The organism is Mesorhizobium sp. B2-8-5, assembly GCF_006440675.2.
Taxonomy (GTDB): Bacteria; Pseudomonadota; Alphaproteobacteria; order Rhizobiales; family Rhizobiaceae; genus Mesorhizobium.
Genome location: NZ_CP083951.1, coordinates 4,095,548 through 4,112,474, shown reverse-complemented (window position 1 = coordinate 4,112,474; position 16,927 = coordinate 4,095,548). Strand labels below are relative to the sequence as shown.

Below are 16,927 nucleotides of genomic sequence, written 5' to 3'. Positions count from 1 at the left end.
CGCCCATGTCGGTTAACCGAACCGCTCTCAGTTTTGCTTAACATGTTAAATATATTAAGGCAACGGCTGGATCGAAAAGGCCCTACCCCGGAAAATCCGGCAGGTTTGAAAAGGCCAGTTTCAGCGCGCTGGACCAGCCATCCGAAATGGTGCGGTAGTAAGGATCGTCATGGCCGATCCGCCGGTTCAGCCCCACCTTGAACGCATCCTGTTCCATGAACAGAAGATCGAGCGGCAGCCCGACCGAAAGGTTGGATTTCAGCGTCGAGTCGAAGGATACCAGCAGCAGCTTCACCGTCTCCGCCAGGCTCATTGTCCGGTCATAGGCACGGATGATGATCGGCTTGCCGTATTTCGTCTCGCCGATCTGGAAGAAGGGCGTGTCGTCGGTCGATTCGATGAAATTGCCTTCCGGATAGATCATGAACAGCCTGGGCGGGCTGCCCTTGATCTGGCCGCCGAGGATGAAGGAAGCATTGAAATAGGCGTCCGCCTTCTCGCCGTCGGGCGACGCATGCGCGATCGCTTCCTTGACCGTATCGCCGACCAGCCGCACCGTCTGGTACATGGACGGGGTCTCGAGCAGCTTCCCATGGCGGTCGCCGACCGCCTTGTTGCGCTCGTCGAGCAGGCTGACGACGGCCTGCGTCGTGGCAAGGTTGCCCGCCGACATCAGCACGATGACGCGCTCGCCGGGCTGTTCCCACACATGCATCTTCTTGAAGGTCGATATCGAATCCATGCCGGCATTGGTGCGCGTGTCCGACATGAACACGAGCCCGCGATCGATCTTGAGGCCGACGCAATAGGTCATGGTCGCTCTTCTGCGAAAGCAGTTCCAGGAAAAACGTGTAGCGGTTTTCCGTCTGGAATTGCGTGAAAACAAAGAGATAGAGCGGTTCAGCGATTCTATCAAACGCTGAACCGGTCTGGCGATTGCGGCGCAGATTACTGCTCTACCGTGACGGTCACGGCAAGCTTCTCTTGCGCCTGCCCCAGCAATATCCCCGAGACCGGCGAGGCATCGCGATAGTCGCGCCCCGTCGCCACCCGCACATAGCGTTCGTCGGGAGAGATACCGTTCGCCGGGTCGAAGGACACCCATCCGAGCCCGACGACATAGGCCTCGGCCCAGGCATGGCTTGCCGCCTGCTCGACGGCAGCATCCATCATCAGGTAGCCGCTGATATAGCGGGCGGGAAAACCAAGCGCGCCCGCCGCGGCGATGAAGATATGGCTATGGTCCTGGCAGACGCCGGATTTCAACGCGAGCGCCTCCTCCGCCGGCGTCACGACGCTGGTGGTGCCTGGCCTGTAGGCGACGCGTTCGCCGATAGCGCCCATCAGCCGGTGCAGTCGCTCGATCTCGGTGCCCTGTCCGACCGCGCCGGCCAATTCGCGGATGCGCTCGCCGGCAGTGGTGAGCTGCGTCTGCTGTGCGAACAGCCAGAGCGGCGCAAAGCCCTGATGCGGGCCCGTCACGCCCGCCGTATCATGCGTGGTCACGTGTCCGGCGGCCTCGACGGTGATCGAGTTCTGGCCGCTCTCGGCGCTCACCAGCCGCGTATCGTTGCCGAAATGGTCGATGAAGCGCACCTCCTCGCGCGCGCCCTCGACCTTGATCGCCCAGGAGTCGACGGTCTGCGTACGCCCGCTGGAAGGCAGCAGGCGCAGCCGCTGCAGCAGATACTGCACCGGCTGATCGTAGCGGTACTCGGTGCGATGTATGATCTTGAGCCGCATAGCGCTCGCCCTCGGCTGTGCTCAATAGAACCGGTAGTCCTGAGCGATCTCGTCGCCCAGCCTGGTGTTGTCGCGAATGAACTCTGCCAGGAATTCGTGCAAGCCGTGGTCGAATATGTCCTTGATCGACCCTCTCTTGAGCAATGCCTGGATCTTCTCGGCCGTGGCATGGCAGGCATGGCGCTCACCATAATCGTCGGCGAGGAATTTCAGATGCTCGCCGAGGAAGCGGTAGCAGAAGGTCAACGAGCGCGGCATGCGCACGTTGAGGATGAGATAGTCGGCGATGTTCGTCGGCTTGTAGTCGGCTTCGTAAACCCAGCGATAGGAGCGGTGTGCCGACACCGAGCGCAGGATCGACTCCCACTGGTAGTTGTCCAGCGTCGAGCCGACCCAGGACAGCGAAGGCAAGAGCACGTAATATTTCACGTCGAGGATGCGAGCCGTGTTGTCGGCGCGCTCGACATAGGTGCCGAGCTGCGAGAAGTCGAAAATCTCGTTGCGCAGCATCGTGCCGTAGAACGAACCGCGGATCAGCGCCGTCTCGCGCTTGATGGCATCGAGCACCGTCGGCAGGTCGCGTTCGTCGATCGGCCTCGCCAGCATGCGCTTCAGCGACATCCAGGCTTCGTTGATGCTTTCCCAGGTCTCGCGCGTCAGCGCCGTGCGCACCATGCGGGCATTGTTGCGCGCCGTCTCGATCGACGACATCGTGCTCGACGGGTTCGAAGTGTCGCGCAGCAGGAAGTCGGAGACGTTGGCGGCGGTGTAGTCCTGGTATTTCCGGCTGAAGGCGATGTCCGAGCCGGCGCTGAGCAGCACCGAGTTCCATTCCTCCGAAGCGCTCTGCGTGCGCGTCAGCGCCATGCGCAATCCCGCGTCGACCAGGCGCGCCATGTTTTCGGCCCGCTCGATATAGCGGTTCATCCAGTAGAGACCGTTTGCGGTGCGGCCGAGAAGCATGTCAGGCCCTTCGGGTTAGCGAATAGGGAATAGGGAGTAGTGAGTAGTGAATTTTCGAACTTCGACCGAATGTGGCATTGCTCTTTCCCCTACTGACTACTGACTATTTCCTACTCACTCATCTCAATCATCCAGCACCCAAGTATCTTTCGTGCCGCCGCCTTGCGAAGAGTTCACCACCAACGAGCCTTGCTTCAGCGCGACACGCGTCAAGCCGCCCGGCACGATCTGGATACGATCCGAAACCAGCACATAAGGCCTGAGATCGACATGGCGCGGCGACAGGCCCTTCTCGGTCAGGATCGGGCAGGTCGACAGCGCCAGGGTCGGCTGGGCGATGTAGTTGGAGGGCTTCGCCTGCAGCTTCTTGGCAAACTCCTGGCATTCCTTCTTGGTCGCCGCCGGGCCGACCAGCATGCCGTAGCCGCCGGAGCCGTGCACTTCCTTGATGACGAGCTCGCCGATGTGCTCGAGCACATATTTGAGGCTGTCCGGTTCCGAACAGCGCCAGGTCGGGATGTTGCCGAGGATCGCCTTGCGGCCGGTGTAGAACTCGACGATCTCCGGCATGTAGGAATAGATCGCCTTGTCGTCGGCGATGCCGGTTCCCGGCGCGTTGGCGATGGTGATGTTGCCGGCGCGGTAGACATCCATGATGCCGGGCACGCCGAGCGCGGAATCTGGCCGGAAGGTCAGCGGATCGAGGAAGTTGTCGTCGACGCGCCGGTAGAGCACATCGATCTGCTTGTAGCCCTCGGTCGTGCGCATCGCCACATGGCCGTCGACGACGCGCAGATCCTGCCCTTCGACGAGTTGCACGCCCATCTGGTCGGCGAGGAAGGCGTGCTCGAAATAGGCCGAGTTGTAGGAACCCGGCGTCAGCACCGCGATGGTCGGCGCGCCCTTGCTGCTTTGCGGCCGAACTGCGGCGAGCGACTGCCGCAAAAGCTGCGGGTAGTTCTCGACCGGCCGAACCTTGATCTTCTGGAACAGCTCCGGAAAGAGCTGCATCATCGTCTCGCGGTTCTCCAGCATGTAGGAGACGCCGGACGGCGTGCGGGCGTTGTCCTCCAGCACATAGAACTCGTTCTCCGAGATGCGGACGATGTCGACGCCGATGATGTGGGTGTAGACGCCGGCCGGCGGCCTCACCCCGATCATCTCAGGCAGGAAGGCCTCGTTCTTCGCAACAAGCTCCCTCGGCACGCGCCCGGCGCGCAGAATCTCCTGGCGGTGGTAGATGTCGTCGAGAAAGGCGTTCAGCGCCTGCACGCGCTGTTCGATGCCTTGCGTCATCCGGCGCCATTCCTGGCCGGAGAGGATGCGCGGGACGATGTCGAAGGGGATCAGCCGCTCGGACGCCTCCTGCTCGCCATAGACGGCAAAGGTGATGCCGGTCTTGCGGAAGACGCGCTCGGCGTCCTGCATTTTCTGGGTAAGCCTGGCCGGGTCCTGCTCCTTCAGCCAGCGATCGTAAGCCTCATAAGGTCTTCTCAATCCGGAGACTTCCGGAAGCATTTCGTCGAACGCTGCCAATCGCGTACTCCCCTCTGGACCATTTCACTGGCCTCGCCGGAGAAAATCAAGCGCAATCGGTGATTTAGCACGCGATGGTGGCCGCTCTATGCGAATTGCCTAAATTTAAGGCATGAGCGGCCAGGCCGGGTCAGTTGCTGCTTCCCGGCGGGGCATCGCCAGGTCCGTCAAAACGCCCGGAAGGTCACGATCGTGAAGGTGTCCTTGATTCCAGGCAGAATCTGCACCCGCTCGTTGACGAAGTGGCCAACGTCTTCCTCGTCGTCGATATAGAATTTGGCGAGCAGGTCGTAATTGCCGGCGGTCGAGTAGATCTCGGAGGCAATCTCGGCATCGGCAAGCGCGCTGGCGACCTCATAGGACTTGCCCAGGTCGCACTTGATCTGCACGAAAAATGCCTTCATTGCCCGGTCCTGCCAGCCTGCTTCACGATTAAGCGGCCCTTGTGGCAGACTGCCGCCCGGCTTTCAAGCATCAGCCGGCGCGCGCCGTTCTTGACGACCGCCTAAGCAGGGCGCTCCGGCGTCGAAACGGCGAAATCTTGCGAAGGGATGAAACCGCCGGGCATCGAAGCGCGTATGTTAGATTGCATTCGCCAAGCGAGTTCCGGGAGGCAGCCCATGCGCCGCATATTGTTCGCACTAGCTCTTGTTCCGATGTGGATAGCCTCGCTTGCCTTTGCCGGCGATGCCGAGATCAAGACCGCGCAGGCAGTCATCGACAGCCAGTTGAAAGCCTTCATCGCCGATGACGGCGCCACCGCCTACAGCTTCGCCGCGCCGAACGTGAAGCAGATCTTTCCGACCGTGGATACCTTCATGAACATGGTGACGAACGGCTACGCGCCGGTGCGCAAGCCCCAGTCCTATTCCTTCGGCAAGGTCGAGCAGACCGGGCCGGGTTCGATCGTCCAGCAGGTGCTGATCGTCGGACCCGACGGCAAGGACTATGAGGCGGTCTACACGCTGCAGCAGCAGGCGGACGGCAGTTTCAAGATCACCGGCTGCAGCCTGCGCGCTTCGACTTCGGTCAGCACCTGAGCAATTCCAGGAAAAGTGTGAGCGGTTGGGCTCGGCGTCTTCGCCGTGGCCTTCCGTCCGGAATTGCGCCAGAACAATGCGGCGTCATAGCGCCCGGATATCGCCCCTCGCCCAGCCTTCGGTGATCTCGGCGGCGCGCGCTTCAAAAGCCTGCGCCTCGATGGCCGCCCGGATGTCCTGCATCAGCCTCTGATAATAGGACAGGTTGTTCCAGGTCAGCAGCATGGCGCCGAGCGCTTCCTGCGAGCGCACCAGGTGATGCAGGTAGGCACGCGAATAGTCGCGCGCGGCCGGGCAGTCGCTTTCTTCGTCGAGCGGCCGCGGATCGTCGGCATGGCGGGCGTTCCTGAGATTGACCTTGCCGCGCCGCGTGTAGGCAAGGCCATGGCGGCCGGCGCGGGTCGGCATCACGCAGTCGAACATGTCGATGCCGCGCGCCACCGATTTCAGGATATCGTCCGGCGTGCCGACGCCCATCAGGTAGCGTGGCTTGTCGGCCGGCAGTTCTGGGCAGGTGATGTCGAGCATCTCCAGCATCACTGACTGCGGCTCGCCGACCGCCAGCCCGCCGACGGCGTAGCCTTTGAGGTCCATCTCCTTCAGGGCTTGAGCGGAGCGCACACGCAAGGCCGCGCTGTCGCCGCCCTGGACGATGCCGAACATCGCCTTGCCCGGCTGGTCGCCGAACGCCGCCTTGCAGCGCTCTGCCCAGCGCAGCGACAATTCCATGGCGCGCTCGATCTCCTCGGGCTTGGCCGGCAGCGCCGTGCATTCGTCGAGCTGCATCTGGATGTCGGAATCCAGCAGTCCCTGGATCTCGATCGATCGCTCCGGCGACATCTCGTAGGGCGCGCCGTCGATATGCGAGCGGAAGGTGACGCCCTGTTCGGTCAGTTTCCTGAGCTTCGACAGCGACATGACCTGGAAGCCGCCGCTGTCGGTCAGGATCGGATGCGGCCAGCGCGCGAACTCGTGCAGCCCGCCAAGCCGGGCCACGCGCTCGGCGCCCGGCCGCAGCATCAGATGGTAGGTATTGCCGAGGATGATGTCGGCGCCGACCCCACGCACCTGGTCCATATACATGGTCTTGACGGTGCCGCCGGTGCCGACCGGCATGAAGGCCGGCGTGCGGATCTCGCCGCGCGGCATCGAGACCAGGCCGCGCCGCGCCTTGCCGTCGGTGGCGATGAGATGGAAGGCAAAAGTGTCTGTCATTGCTTGTAATGTGAACGATATATTCTTGGTGTGCCAACGCCTGGCAATGCCAGCCTTGGGAAGTTTCGGATCAGTTTTCCAGCGAGTCCGTAGGCCAAGCAGATCGCTTCTTTCGCATCGGTATCCAAAAGATGCTCAGCACGAGTTCTTCGTGCCAACGCTCTCCGAAAAATCCTCATTTCATGATCTGGACCCTTCTCGTGCGCAAGATTATTACGTACCGAATGCAGATGCTGCAGGCGCTCGAATATAGCTTTGTCCACTAATCCAAGCTTGCCGAATGTGGCGAGAGTTCCACCGAAACCTACCTTCGCGGGTCTCTTACCATGTGTTTCGACGACATCCGTGATGATGCGCTCTAAAAATGCGTCTGCCGAAATGACCGCGGCTGCATACAGCCCAAAAATGTATGACGACATACAATCTCTGAGCAGGCGATGATCTTCGTCCTCCAAAAGAAGATTGTCAGTGTATGGAAGATCTTCCATACACCATTCCGCGCGAGAGCGCATTTCGTCCCAGGTCAGAAGCAATTCTTTCCCAATGTAATATTCACCAGGCGATCGCGGGAAAGCATCCCATTCGCCAAACAAAGTTTTATCAACGAACCTTATCTCAGCCACCGTTGTCCCCCCGGTAAAGCAGGCTGGCGTCGCCATAGGAATAGAACCTGTAACGGTTCTCGATGGCATGCGCATAGGCCGAGCGCATCGTCTCCAGCCCGCTGAAGGCCGAGACCAGCATGAACAGCGTCGAGCGCGGCAGATGGAAATTGGTCATCAGCATGTCGGCCGTGCGGAAGCGATAGCCGGGCGTGATGAAGATGTCGGTCGGACCGGACCAGGGCTCGATCCTGCCGTCATCGCGCGCTGCGCTCTCAAGCAAGCGCAGCGACGTCGTGCCGACGCAGACGATCCGCCCTCCCCGCGTCTTGGCCGCGTTGAGCGCCGCCGCCGTTTCCGGGCTCACCGAGCCGGTCTCGGCATGCATCTTGTGGTCGGCCGTGTCGTCGGCCTTCACCGGTAAAAAAGTGCCGGCGCCGACATGAAGCGTGACGAAGCGGCGCTCGATGCCCTTGGCGTCCAGCGCGGTAAACAGCTCCGGCGTGAAATGCAGGCCGGCGGTGGGGGCAGCGACCGCGCCCTCTTCCCGGGCATAGATGGTCTGGTAGTCGGCGCGGTCGCGCTCGTCGTCGTCGCGCTTCGAGGCGATATAGGGCGGCAGCGGAATATGGCCGACGGCATGCAGCGCCTCGTCGAGGAACTGTCCGGAAAGGTCGAAACCGAGCAGCGCCTCGCCCGCCTCGCCCTTTTCGAGCACCGTGGCGTCGAGCTGGCCGAGGAAGCAGGAATTGCCGTCATGGCCGAAATGGATGCGGTCGCCGGCGGCGATGCGCTTGCCCGGCCGCATGAAGGCTTGCCAGCGGTCCGGCGCCACCCGCATGTGCAGCGTCGCCTCGACCTGCGCCACCGCCTCGCCGCGCCTGCGCATGCCCTTCAGCTGCGCTGGGATGACCTTGGTGTCGTTGAACACCAGCACGTCGCCTTCGCGAAGCAGCGGCGGCAATTCGCCGACAAGGCGGTCTTGCGGCGTCTCGCCCGGTTTGACGACCAGGAGCCTGGCGCTGTCGCGCGGCTCAGCCGGGCGAAGCGCGATGCGCTCTTCCGGCAGATCGAAGTCGAACAGGTCGACGCGCATCAGTAGAGCCGAATGAGCAGCGCCCCGGCAAGCAAGAGCACAGCGCCGGCGACACGGCCAAGCGAGATTTCGCGCACCGCCACGCCAAGGAAGCCGGCGCGGTCGATCAGCATGCCGGCGATCAGCTGGCCGGCGACCAGGAAGGCCATCAGCGCTGCGGCGCCGATACGTGGCGTGAGGATCGTCGACAGCGTCACATAGAAGCCGCCGAGCATACCGCCGGCGACGAACAGCCATGGCGCCGGCGCCTTCCAGTCGAGCTCGATGCCCTGCAGCCTCACCACCGAGATGGAGATGATGCCAAGCACAATGGCACCGGACAGGAAGGAGAACGCCGCGGCGGCCACGGGAAGGCCGAGGCCGCGCGCCAGTTGCGAATTGATCGGCGCCTGGATGGCGATGAAGGCGCCGGACAGGATGCCGAGCAGGGACCAGACAGCGCCCATCGTTCCGCCCTTACTTGACGTCTGCCGCGACTTTCAGCGAGACGATCTTGTCGGGATCCTGCACAGGCTCGCCGCGCTTGATCTTGTCGACATTCTCCATGCCTTCGATGACCTGGCCCCACACCGTGTACTGGCGGTTGAGGAAGGCGGCATCGTCGAAGCAGATGAAGAACTGCGAATTCGCCGAATTCGGGTTCTGTGCCCGAGCCATCGAGCAGGCGCCGCGTCCGTGATTGGCGTTGGAGAATTCGGCCTTCAGGTCCGGCTTGTCGGAGCCGCCCATGCCCGCGCGCGACGGCGCATAGGTGGGCTTGCTCGAATTGCCGAACTTGACGTCGCCGGTCTGCGCCATGAAGCCGTCGATGACGCGGTGAAACACCACGCCGTCATAGGCGCCTTCGCGCGCCAGCTCCTTGATGCGGGCAACGTGGCCGGGCGCCAATTCAGGATACATTTCGATGACGACCTGTCCCTTGGTCGTTTCCATGATGAGCGCGTTCTCGCGGTCCTTGATCTCAGCCATGTCACAAAAATCCTTTTGAAAATTGAGGGAGTTATTTGCCGTCGGCGGCGATGCGAACCTTGATCATGCGGTCGGGGTCGGTGACCGTGCCGTTGTCGGCCTCGTCGCCCTTCTTGATCTTGTCGACGAGGTCCATGCCGCCGACAACCTTGCCGACGATGGTGTACTGGCCGTCGAGGTTCGGCGCCGGCGCGAACATGATGAAGAATTGCGAGTTCGCCGAATTCGGATCCTGCGAGCGGGCCATGCCGATCACGCCGCGCGTGAACTGCTCGCTCTGCGAGAACTCGGCCGGCAGGTCGGGAAGATCGGAACCGCCGGTGCCGACGGCTTCGGGGTTGAAGCCCTTCTTCATATTGCCGAATTTGACATCGCCGGTCTGCGCCATGAAGCCGTCGATGACGCGATGGAAGGCGACGTTGTCATAGGCGCCGTCGCGCACCAGCTTCTTGATCAGCGCGACGTGCTTGGGCGCCAGGTCGGGACGCAACGCGATGGTCACGTCGCCGTCCTTCAGCGTGATGATCATGGTGTTTTCCTTGTCGGCGGCGACGGCCGGCATGGATGCCGCGAAAAGGCCGGCAAGCACGACGAGGAACGAAGCGAGCTTCTTCAGCTGCATAGGAATCTCCGGAAAGCCTATTTGGTGAACTTGGCGGTGAGAGCGCCGGCGACGGCCGCTGGCACGAAAGGACGGATGTCGCCGCCCATCGACGCAATCTGGCGCACAAGTGTGGCGGTAATGGTGCGCACGGACGGGCTGGCGGGCAGAAAAACCGTCTGCAACTCCGGCGCCATCGTCTCGTTCATGCCCGCCATCTGCATTTCGTAATCGAGGTCGGTGCCGTCGCGCAGCCCCCGGATCATGATCGAGGCGCCGTGCTTGCGGGCCGCGTCGATGACAAGGCCATCAAAGGAAACGACCTTGATGCGACCGCCGTCGCGGCCGAACTCGGCCTTGGTTGCCGCCTCGATCAGCTCCACGCGTTCCTCGAAGGAAAACAACGGCTTCTTGCCCGGATGGGTGCCGATCGCCGCATAGACGGTGTCGGCCACCGCCAGCGAGGCCTTGAGCACGTCGAGATGGCCGTTGGTCAGCGGGTCGAAGGAGCCGGCATAAAGGGCGGTGCGTTCGGTCATGGCAGGCTTCTAGCGAGCCTCTCGAACAAAGGCAAATCCCATCGATTGCCCGGCCGTGAACCTTTTCGCGCCGATGAACGACAGATGAATGCGACGATCACGAACATTTCACGCAGCGTTCACTAAGTTGCCGCTTCAAGGGGTGAAACCAAATCCCCATGTCATCGTTGTAAGTCCAGGAGAACACGCAAATGCTGATCTACATGCTTGCCACTGCAATGACCATCGTGATGCTGATCGCGACCGCATTTGGGTTGCATCAGGAAGCAGCGCGGGTGCGCGTCAAGGCCAACACCAAGCGGCTCGATGGTCTCGCCCATCGCAACGTTTATCGTCGCCACTGATCTCCACCATGACCGAGCCGGCCCAAAGGGCCTGTTAAGCCGGATGAAAGCCTATTCGCTCCCGCCCATATCGTCGTCCGCGCCAGTCTCGCTCGAAGACACCTCCTCGACCTCATCGTCGGCCTGCGGCTCCGAAATCCGCTCCACCGACACGACCTTCTCGCCTTCGGCCGTGTTGAAGATCGTCACGCCCTTGGTGGCCCGGCTGGCAAAGCGTATGCCGTTGACCGGCACGCGGATGACCGTGCCGCCATCCGAAACCAGCATGATCTGATCGTCATTGCCGACCGGGAAGGTCGCAACCAGCCGGCCGATCTCAGCTACCTTCGACACATCGGTGGCGCGGATGCCTTTGCCGCCGCGGCCCGTCAGCCGGAAATCGTAGGAAGACGAGCGCTTGCCGTAGCCATACTCGGTCACCGTCAGCACAAGTTTTTCATGCGCCTTGAGGAACTCGTAGCGCTCTTCGGAAAGCTCGGCTTCCTCACCGATTTCCTCATTGGTGAGCGCAATCTCTTCCTCCTCGGCTGCGCCGCCGGCGGCAAGCCGGCGCTCGGCCGCGGCGCGCTTCAGATAGGCGGCGCGCTCGGCGGGTGACGCATCGACATTCTCGATGATGGACATCGAGATGATGCGGTCGGTCTCGGCCATGGTTATGCCGCGCACGCCGACGGAATTGCGGCTCTGGAAGACACGCACATCGGAGACCGGGAAACGGATGCACTGGCCGGAATTCGCAGTCAGAAGCACATCGTCATTGTCGGTGCAGGTCTCGACGCCGAGGATCTCGTCGCCCTCTTCCTCCAGCTTCATGGCGATCTTGCCGTTGCGGTTGACCTGGACGAAGTCGGACAGCTTGTTGCGGCGCACGGTGCCGCGCGTGGTCGCGAACATAACGTCGAGTTCGCCCCAGCTGGTTTCGTCCTCCGGCAGCGGCATGATCGTCGTGATGCGCTCGCCCTGCTCGAGCGGCAGCATGTTGATCAGCGCCTTGCCGCGCGATTGCGGGTTGCCGATCGGCAGCCGCCAGACCTTTTCCTTGTAGACGATGCCGCGCGAGGAGAAGAACAGCACCGGCGTGTGCGTGTTGGCGACGAACAGGCGGGTGACGAAATCCTCTTCCTTGGTCGACATGCCGGAGCGGCCCTTGCCGCCGCGGCGCTGCGCCCGGTAGAGCGAGAGCGGCACACGCTTGATGTAGCCGGAATGGCTGACGGTGACGACCATGTCCTCGCGCTGGATCAGGTCTTCGTCTTCCATATCCGAACCGCCGTCGGTCAGCTCGGTCCGGCGCGGTGTGCCGAACTCGTCACGGACCGCGACCAACTCATCCTTGACGATCTGCTGTATGCGCGCGCGCGACGACAAAATATCAAGGAAATCAACGATTTCAGCGCCGATCTGGTTCAATTCGTCGGCGATCTCGTCGCGGCCGAGCGCGGTCAGGCGCTGCAGGCGCAGGTCAAGGATGGCGCGCGCCTGTTCCTCGGACAGATTATAGGTTCCATCCTCGTTGATGCGGTGGCGCGGATCGTCGATGAGCTGGATCAGCGGAGCGACGTCGTGTGACGGCCAGCGCCGCTCCATCAACTGCTCGCGCGCCGTCTGTGGATCCGGCGCGGTGCGGATCAGCTTGATCACCTCGTCGATATTGGCCACGGCAATCGCCAGACCGACCAACACATGCGCCCGCTCGCGCGCTTTCCGAAGCAGATATTTGGTGCGGCGGCTGACGACTTCCTCGCGGAAGCCGACAAAGGCCTTCAGCATGTCGATCAGCGTCAGCACTTCCGGCTTGCCGCCGTTGAGCGCCACCACATTGGCGCCGAACGAGGTCTGCAGCGGCGTGAAGCGGTAGAGCTGGTTGAGGACGACGTCGGCCACGGCGTCGCGCTTCAACTCTATGACGACGCGGTAGCCCTGGCGGTCACTCTCGTCACGGATGTCGGAAATGCCCTCGATGCGCTTGTCGCGCACCAGTTCGGCCATCTTCTCGATCATCGAGGCCTTGTTAACCTGATAAGGAATCTCGGTGACCACGATGGATTCGCGGTCATTGCCGCGCTGCTCGATCTCGACGCGACCGCGCATGACAATCGAGCCGCGGCCCGTCGAATAGGCGTTGTAGATGCCCGAACGGCCAAGCACGATGCCGCCGGTCGGGAAATCCGGACCGGGCACGATCTCCATCAGCGCCGTCAGGTCGATCGCCGGATTGTCGATGAGAGCGATGGCGCCGTTGCAGACCTCGACAAGATTGTGCGGTGGAATGTTGGTGGCCATGCCGACGGCGATACCGCCGGAACCGTTGACCAGAAGGTTCGGGAAACGGGCCGGCAGCACCTTGGGCTCGCTGCCGGACGCATCGTAAGTATCCTGGAAATCGACAGTTTCCTTGTCGATGTCCTCCAACAGCTCATGCGCGACCTTGGTAAGCCTGGACTCGGTGTAGCGCATCGCCGCCGGCGGATCGCCGTCGATCGAGCCGAAATTGCCCTGACCGTCGATCAGCGGCACGCGCAACGACCAGTCCTGCGCCATGCGCACCAGCGCATCATAGATCGAAGCGTCGCCATGCGGATGGTATTTACCCATCACGTCGGCGACCGGGCGGGCCGACTTCACATATTTGCGGTTCCAGTGGTAGCCGCTCTCATGCGAGGCGTAGAGGATGCGGCGATGCACGGGCTTGAGGCCGTCGCGCACGTCGGGCAGCGCGCGGCTGACGATCACGCTCATGGCGTAATCGAGATAGGAGCGCTGCATCTCCTCGATGATCGAAATCGGCTCGATGCCGGTGGGGCCACCATCAGGCCCGCGCGGTGTCTTCTGGTCGGTCAAATCAGGTCACAATCCAGTCGGGAATCACTGCATGCTTATATAGGAAGCCTTGCCGAAACTCCAATGTCGGCCGGACTTTTCCAGAGACAATTTTGATGGTAATTTCAAATGGATACCGCTGATTGCGACGATATGGCCACAGTCGTTTTCGCCGTCGTGCGGCAAGGTCGGCGATGGATCGGGCAAAAACCGCAAGCGCAATGAACCTGGCCTCATGGTTGCCTTTGCGGGCGCTGAGCGGCTGGAGTGTCAGAGACCGTGAAGAACTTCGACAAGGCGATGAAGCAAGCGCTCGTTCTGGCCAAAGGTAAGGACGCGGATTACCTGCCGGGCTGGTGCGGCCCGACATCGGACTGACGAAAAATCCGGCTGACAGCGACAGACCTCATCGGCCCGTGCGGCGGGCGCGATAGGCGCCGGGAGCTTTCCCCATCTCGCGCCGGAACCGGCGGTTGAAGGTCGACAGATCGTTGAAACCGGCGTCGAAAGCGATCGTCGAGATCGCGGCATTTGACGTGCGCAGTTGCACCGCGGCACGGTGCAACCTCGTCCTCAGCAGGAACTGGTAGGGCGTCATGCCGGCAACGTGCCGGAAAATGCGCAAGAAATGATACGGGCTGGTCGCCGTGCCGTCGGCAAGCTCGGTCAGCGACAGCGGCCGTTCGGCATTGAGCTCGATCAGCCGCACCGCCTCGGCAACGCGTTTCTGGTCGCGACGGCTGGGTATCCGGGTAGGTCCGGAGGAGCCTGTCGCAGCCGCGGCAACCGCGCCGGCCATGCGCAGGCCGAGTTCCTCGAACGCTCCGTCGTCACCGGTTTCTCGCGCCGCCTCCGCCTCGGCCAGTAGCGGCGCCAGCGCCGGCAAGGGCGGCAGGCGCGGATCGGCGAAGCCCAGTCGCTTCGCGCCCGGCAGTTCGGCCACGACGCGCTCCAGATAGGCCGGCGAGAAATGGAAGGAGAGGCAGCGGTCGCCGGCGCCGTGCTCATGCCCGCATTCGTAGCAGGCGCCGGGATTGCCGAGCAGGATGGCGCCCGGCGCCAGCATCGCCGTGCCTTGGCTCGTGCGATAGCGGAACGTGCCCCTGGTCACCGCGGCGACGCAGAAGCTCCGATGCTCTTCCTCGAACGGCCTGTCGCCGGCGACTGCCGTGCAGATCACGTCGGACACCTGCCAGCCATGTCCGCAAGCCAGAGTTTTCTGCGCGGTGGTCATGGCTGAAGGATAGCAATTTTTCCCAAGCGAAGAACCCAGCCATGCCGCTATTGCTCGCCCTCTCCTGACAAACGAGGCAGCAACAATGACCGATCCCTTTGCCGAGGCCCTGCACAGCAACGGCCCCAATCCGGATCTTGCCGAAAAGCTGAAGCTCTATGGCCGCTTCATCGGCGCCTGGACCTTCGACGCCACGCGCATCCTCGAGGATGGCACCACGCTCACCGGGCGCGGCGAGGTGCATTTCGGCTGGGTTCTCGAAGGCAGGGCCGTGCAGGACGTCTGGATCCTGCCCGCGCGCGACGCCGGCCCCTCCCCGTCGCTCGGGCCATGGACCTTCTACGGCACGACGTTGCGCGTCTACGATTCCGGTGCCGACGCCTGGCACATCTTCTGGAGCGATCCGCGCAACCAGTATTACAGCCGGCAGCTCGGCCGCGCCGAGGACGACACCATCGTCCAGGTCGGCGCCGACGGCACCGGCGCGTCGGTGCGCTGGAGCTTTTCGCGCATCACCGGGAACTCGTTCCGCTGGCTCGGCGAACGCTCGCAAGACCGCGGCGCGACCTGGCGCATGGAGGTCGAATTCCTGGCCCGCCGCACGACTCCAGCCTGAGCGATCAACCAATTGTAAATCATGGAGGAAACAATGCTTGACCATGTCTCGATCGGTGTCCGCGACGCCGGCGCTTCGAAACGCTTCTACGATGCCGCGCTCGAGCCGCTCGGTTATTCCTGTCTCAGCCAGTCGCCCGGCTCCCTCGGTTATGGCGCCCAAACAGTCCAGCTTTGGGTGAACGACGCCGAATGGCCGGTTCCGGCCGAAGCGGAGTCTGGCTTGCATTTCTGTTTCTCAGCGTCGACGCGCGCCAGCGTCGACGCCTTTCACGCCGCGGCATTGCATGAAGGCGGCAAGGACAACGGCGCGCCCGGGCTCCGGGCGGCCTATGGGGACAACTACTACGCCGCCTTCGTTATCGACCCGGACGGCTACCGCCTGGAAGCCTTTTGCGGCAGGCCCGAATAGCCGGCTGTTTTCCCCTTCAGCGCTGTTTCCAGCGCCTGGGCTTTGCTCTACCAATTGCAGAGTCTGGGCTTCGCCCGGCGGGAGGGGACCAGCGATGCCGAGTTTCGACAGCCTGTTCAACGCCTTCGTCACCATCCTGGTGACCATCGACCCGCCGGGGCTGGCGCCGCTCTTCCTCGCCGTGACGCGCGGCATGAACCGCGAGGAGCGTCAGCAGGTCTCGGTGCGCGCTTCGGTGATTGGCTTCCTGGTCATGGCGCTGTTTGCGATCGCCGGCGCCTCGATCCTGTCGGTGTTCGGCATCACGCTGCCGGCCTTCCGCGTCGCCGGCGGTTTTCTCTTGTTCTTCATCGCCTTCGAGATGGTTTTCGAGCGCCGCCAGGACCGCAAGGAAAAGATCGGCGACGTCGCCATCACCAAGGACATGATCCACAACATCGCCGCCTTCCCGCTGGCGATCCCGCTGATCGCCGGCCCCGGCGCCATTTCGGCAACCGTGCTCTTGTCGGGACATTTCGAGGGCTTTGCCGCCCAGGCAGCGCTGGTCAGCATCATCTTCCTCTGCCTCGTCATCACCTATCTGGTGTTCGTGCTGTCGGAACGCATCGACCGCATCCTCGGCCAGACCGGCCGCTCGATCCTGACCAGGCTCCTGGGCGTCATCCTGGCGGCCTTGGCGGTGCAGTTCGTGGCCGACGGCGTCAGGGCGCTGATGGCCGCTTGAGCAGTACCCTACTGCCTACTGCCTACTGCCTACTACCTACTGCCGCCGTTTCGACCACTTCAAAATCATGCGTGATGGTCGCCGTCTTCGCCATCATGGCGCTGGCCGAGCAGTATTTCTCGATCGACAGGTCGATCGCGCGTTTCACCTTGTCGTGCGACAGGGCGCGGCCCTTGACGATGAAATGCATGTGTATGCGCGTGAACACTTTTGGATCGGCCTCGGCCCGGTCGGCGTCGAGCTCGACCACGCAATCCTCGACCGCCTCCCGGCCCTTCTCGAGGATGTGGACGACATCATAGGCCGAGCAGCCGCCGGTACCGATCAGCACCAGTTCCATCGGGCTCGGTCCGGGTGTCCGGCCTTCCGGCCCATTCGCCGTGCCCAGCACGACCTTGTGGCCGCTGCCGGATTCGCCGACGAAGGTGCGTTCCTCGACCCATTTGATGCGTGCTTTCACGTTGATCCTCCTTA

At 62.6% G+C, this 16,927-nt stretch carries 20 protein-coding genes; 5 read left to right on the top strand and 15 right to left on the bottom strand.

Annotation, left to right across the window (positions count from 1 at the left end):
- Window positions 1–82: 82 nt before the first annotated feature.
- From FJ430_RS19955 to FJ430_RS19935, 5 genes are all read right to left on the bottom strand, one after another.
- Complete coding sequence (locus FJ430_RS19955; protein ID WP_140642836.1) at window positions 83–814, bottom strand: peptidase; 732 nt, start codon at window positions 812–814, stop codon at window positions 83–85.
- A 134-nt stretch (window positions 815–948) separates the two neighbouring features.
- Entirely contained in the window at window positions 949–1,743 is a 795-nt protein-coding gene (locus FJ430_RS19950) for a transglutaminase family protein (protein WP_140708728.1), read from the bottom strand.
- Window positions 1,744–1,764: 21 nt separating this feature from the next.
- A complete protein-coding gene (locus FJ430_RS19945; protein ID WP_140642842.1) occupies window positions 1,765–2,706 on the bottom strand; it encodes an alpha-E domain-containing protein in 942 nt (313 codons plus the stop codon).
- A 123-nt stretch (window positions 2,707–2,829) separates the two neighbouring features.
- Window positions 2,830–4,242, bottom strand: coding sequence for a circularly permuted type 2 ATP-grasp protein (locus FJ430_RS19940; RefSeq protein WP_181175521.1), 1,413 nt, complete (start codon window positions 4,240–4,242; stop codon window positions 2,830–2,832).
- 167 nt (window positions 4,243–4,409) lie between these two features.
- Window positions 4,410–4,646 (bottom strand): Lrp/AsnC ligand binding domain-containing protein, encoded by a 237-nt coding sequence (locus tag FJ430_RS19935; protein ID WP_040995065.1) that lies wholly within the window; start codon window positions 4,644–4,646, stop codon window positions 4,410–4,412.
- 216 nt (window positions 4,647–4,862) lie between these two features.
- Between FJ430_RS19935 and FJ430_RS19930 the strand changes: the two genes are divergently transcribed.
- Window positions 4,863–5,282: a DUF4864 domain-containing protein gene (locus FJ430_RS19930; protein ID WP_140708726.1), complete on the top strand. Its 420-nt coding sequence runs from the start codon at window positions 4,863–4,865 to the stop codon at window positions 5,280–5,282.
- Between the two features lie 84 nt (window positions 5,283–5,366).
- On the opposite strand, the gene tgt is transcribed toward FJ430_RS19930, so the two are convergent.
- From tgt to coaD, 7 genes are all read right to left on the bottom strand, one after another.
- On the bottom strand, window positions 5,367–6,497 hold the full coding sequence (gene tgt / locus FJ430_RS19925; RefSeq protein WP_140708724.1) for a tRNA guanosine(34) transglycosylase Tgt: 1,131 nt from the start codon (window positions 6,495–6,497) through the stop codon (window positions 5,367–5,369).
- The gene (locus FJ430_RS19920; protein WP_140708722.1) at window positions 6,494–7,120 is read right to left on the bottom strand and encodes a hypothetical protein; all 627 of its coding nucleotides are present in this window, start codon (window positions 7,118–7,120) and stop codon (window positions 6,494–6,496) included. Before FJ430_RS19920 ends, tgt begins: the two co-directional genes overlap by 4 nt.
- Window positions 7,113–8,195 (bottom strand): tRNA preQ1(34) S-adenosylmethionine ribosyltransferase-isomerase QueA, encoded by a 1,083-nt coding sequence (queA, locus tag FJ430_RS19915; protein ID WP_140708720.1) that lies wholly within the window; start codon window positions 8,193–8,195, stop codon window positions 7,113–7,115. Before queA ends, FJ430_RS19920 begins: the two co-directional genes overlap by 8 nt.
- Entirely contained in the window at window positions 8,195–8,641 is a 447-nt protein-coding gene (locus tag FJ430_RS19910) for a DMT family transporter (protein WP_140708718.1), read from the bottom strand. Before FJ430_RS19910 ends, queA begins: the two co-directional genes overlap by 1 nt.
- A gap of 10 nt (window positions 8,642–8,651) precedes the next feature.
- Window positions 8,652–9,164 carry a peptidylprolyl isomerase gene (locus FJ430_RS19905; RefSeq protein ID WP_040987166.1) on the bottom strand — a complete coding sequence of 171 codons (513 nt, stop codon included), beginning with the start codon at window positions 9,162–9,164 and terminating at the stop codon, window positions 8,652–8,654.
- A 31-nt stretch (window positions 9,165–9,195) separates the two neighbouring features.
- Complete coding sequence (locus FJ430_RS19900) at window positions 9,196–9,726, bottom strand: peptidylprolyl isomerase (protein WP_226892244.1); 531 nt, start codon at window positions 9,724–9,726, stop codon at window positions 9,196–9,198.
- A gap of 77 nt (window positions 9,727–9,803) precedes the next feature.
- Window positions 9,804–10,304 (bottom strand): pantetheine-phosphate adenylyltransferase, encoded by a 501-nt coding sequence (coaD, locus tag FJ430_RS19895; protein WP_140642862.1) that lies wholly within the window; start codon window positions 10,302–10,304, stop codon window positions 9,804–9,806.
- 191 nt (window positions 10,305–10,495) lie between these two features.
- On the opposite strand from coaD, the gene FJ430_RS19890 reads away from it, so the two are divergent.
- Entirely contained in the window at window positions 10,496–10,648 is a 153-nt protein-coding gene (locus tag FJ430_RS19890; protein WP_140708714.1) for a hypothetical protein, read from the top strand.
- 51 nt (window positions 10,649–10,699) lie between these two features.
- Here the strand turns inward: FJ430_RS19890 and gyrA are convergent, their stop codons facing one another.
- Together gyrA and FJ430_RS19875 are read right to left on the bottom strand one after the other, a co-directional pair.
- Window positions 10,700–13,489 (bottom strand): DNA gyrase subunit A, encoded by a 2,790-nt coding sequence (gene gyrA, locus FJ430_RS19885; protein ID WP_140708712.1) that lies wholly within the window; start codon window positions 13,487–13,489, stop codon window positions 10,700–10,702.
- Window positions 13,490–13,874: 385 nt separating this feature from the next.
- The gene (locus FJ430_RS19875) at window positions 13,875–14,702 is read right to left on the bottom strand and encodes a helix-turn-helix domain-containing protein (RefSeq protein WP_140708710.1); all 828 of its coding nucleotides are present in this window, start codon (window positions 14,700–14,702) and stop codon (window positions 13,875–13,877) included.
- Between the two features lie 85 nt (window positions 14,703–14,787).
- Between FJ430_RS19875 and FJ430_RS19870 the strand changes: the two genes are divergently transcribed.
- The 3 genes from FJ430_RS19870 (at window position 14,788) to FJ430_RS19860 (ending at window position 16,453) form a co-directional block, all read left to right on the top strand.
- On the top strand, window positions 14,788–15,318 hold the full coding sequence (locus FJ430_RS19870; RefSeq protein ID WP_140708707.1) for a hypothetical protein: 531 nt from the start codon (window positions 14,788–14,790) through the stop codon (window positions 15,316–15,318).
- A gap of 33 nt (window positions 15,319–15,351) precedes the next feature.
- Window positions 15,352–15,729: a VOC family protein gene (locus FJ430_RS19865; RefSeq protein ID WP_140708705.1), complete on the top strand. Its 378-nt coding sequence runs from the start codon at window positions 15,352–15,354 to the stop codon at window positions 15,727–15,729.
- Window positions 15,730–15,823: 94 nt separating this feature from the next.
- Complete coding sequence (locus tag FJ430_RS19860; protein ID WP_140642873.1) at window positions 15,824–16,453, top strand: MarC family protein; 630 nt, start codon at window positions 15,824–15,826, stop codon at window positions 16,451–16,453.
- A 22-nt stretch (window positions 16,454–16,475) separates the two neighbouring features.
- Here FJ430_RS19860 and FJ430_RS19855 read toward each other — a convergent pair whose 3' ends face one another.
- Window positions 16,476–16,913 (bottom strand): OsmC family protein, encoded by a 438-nt coding sequence (locus tag FJ430_RS19855; RefSeq protein WP_140708703.1) that lies wholly within the window; start codon window positions 16,911–16,913, stop codon window positions 16,476–16,478.
- Window positions 16,914–16,927 lie beyond the last annotated feature (14 nt).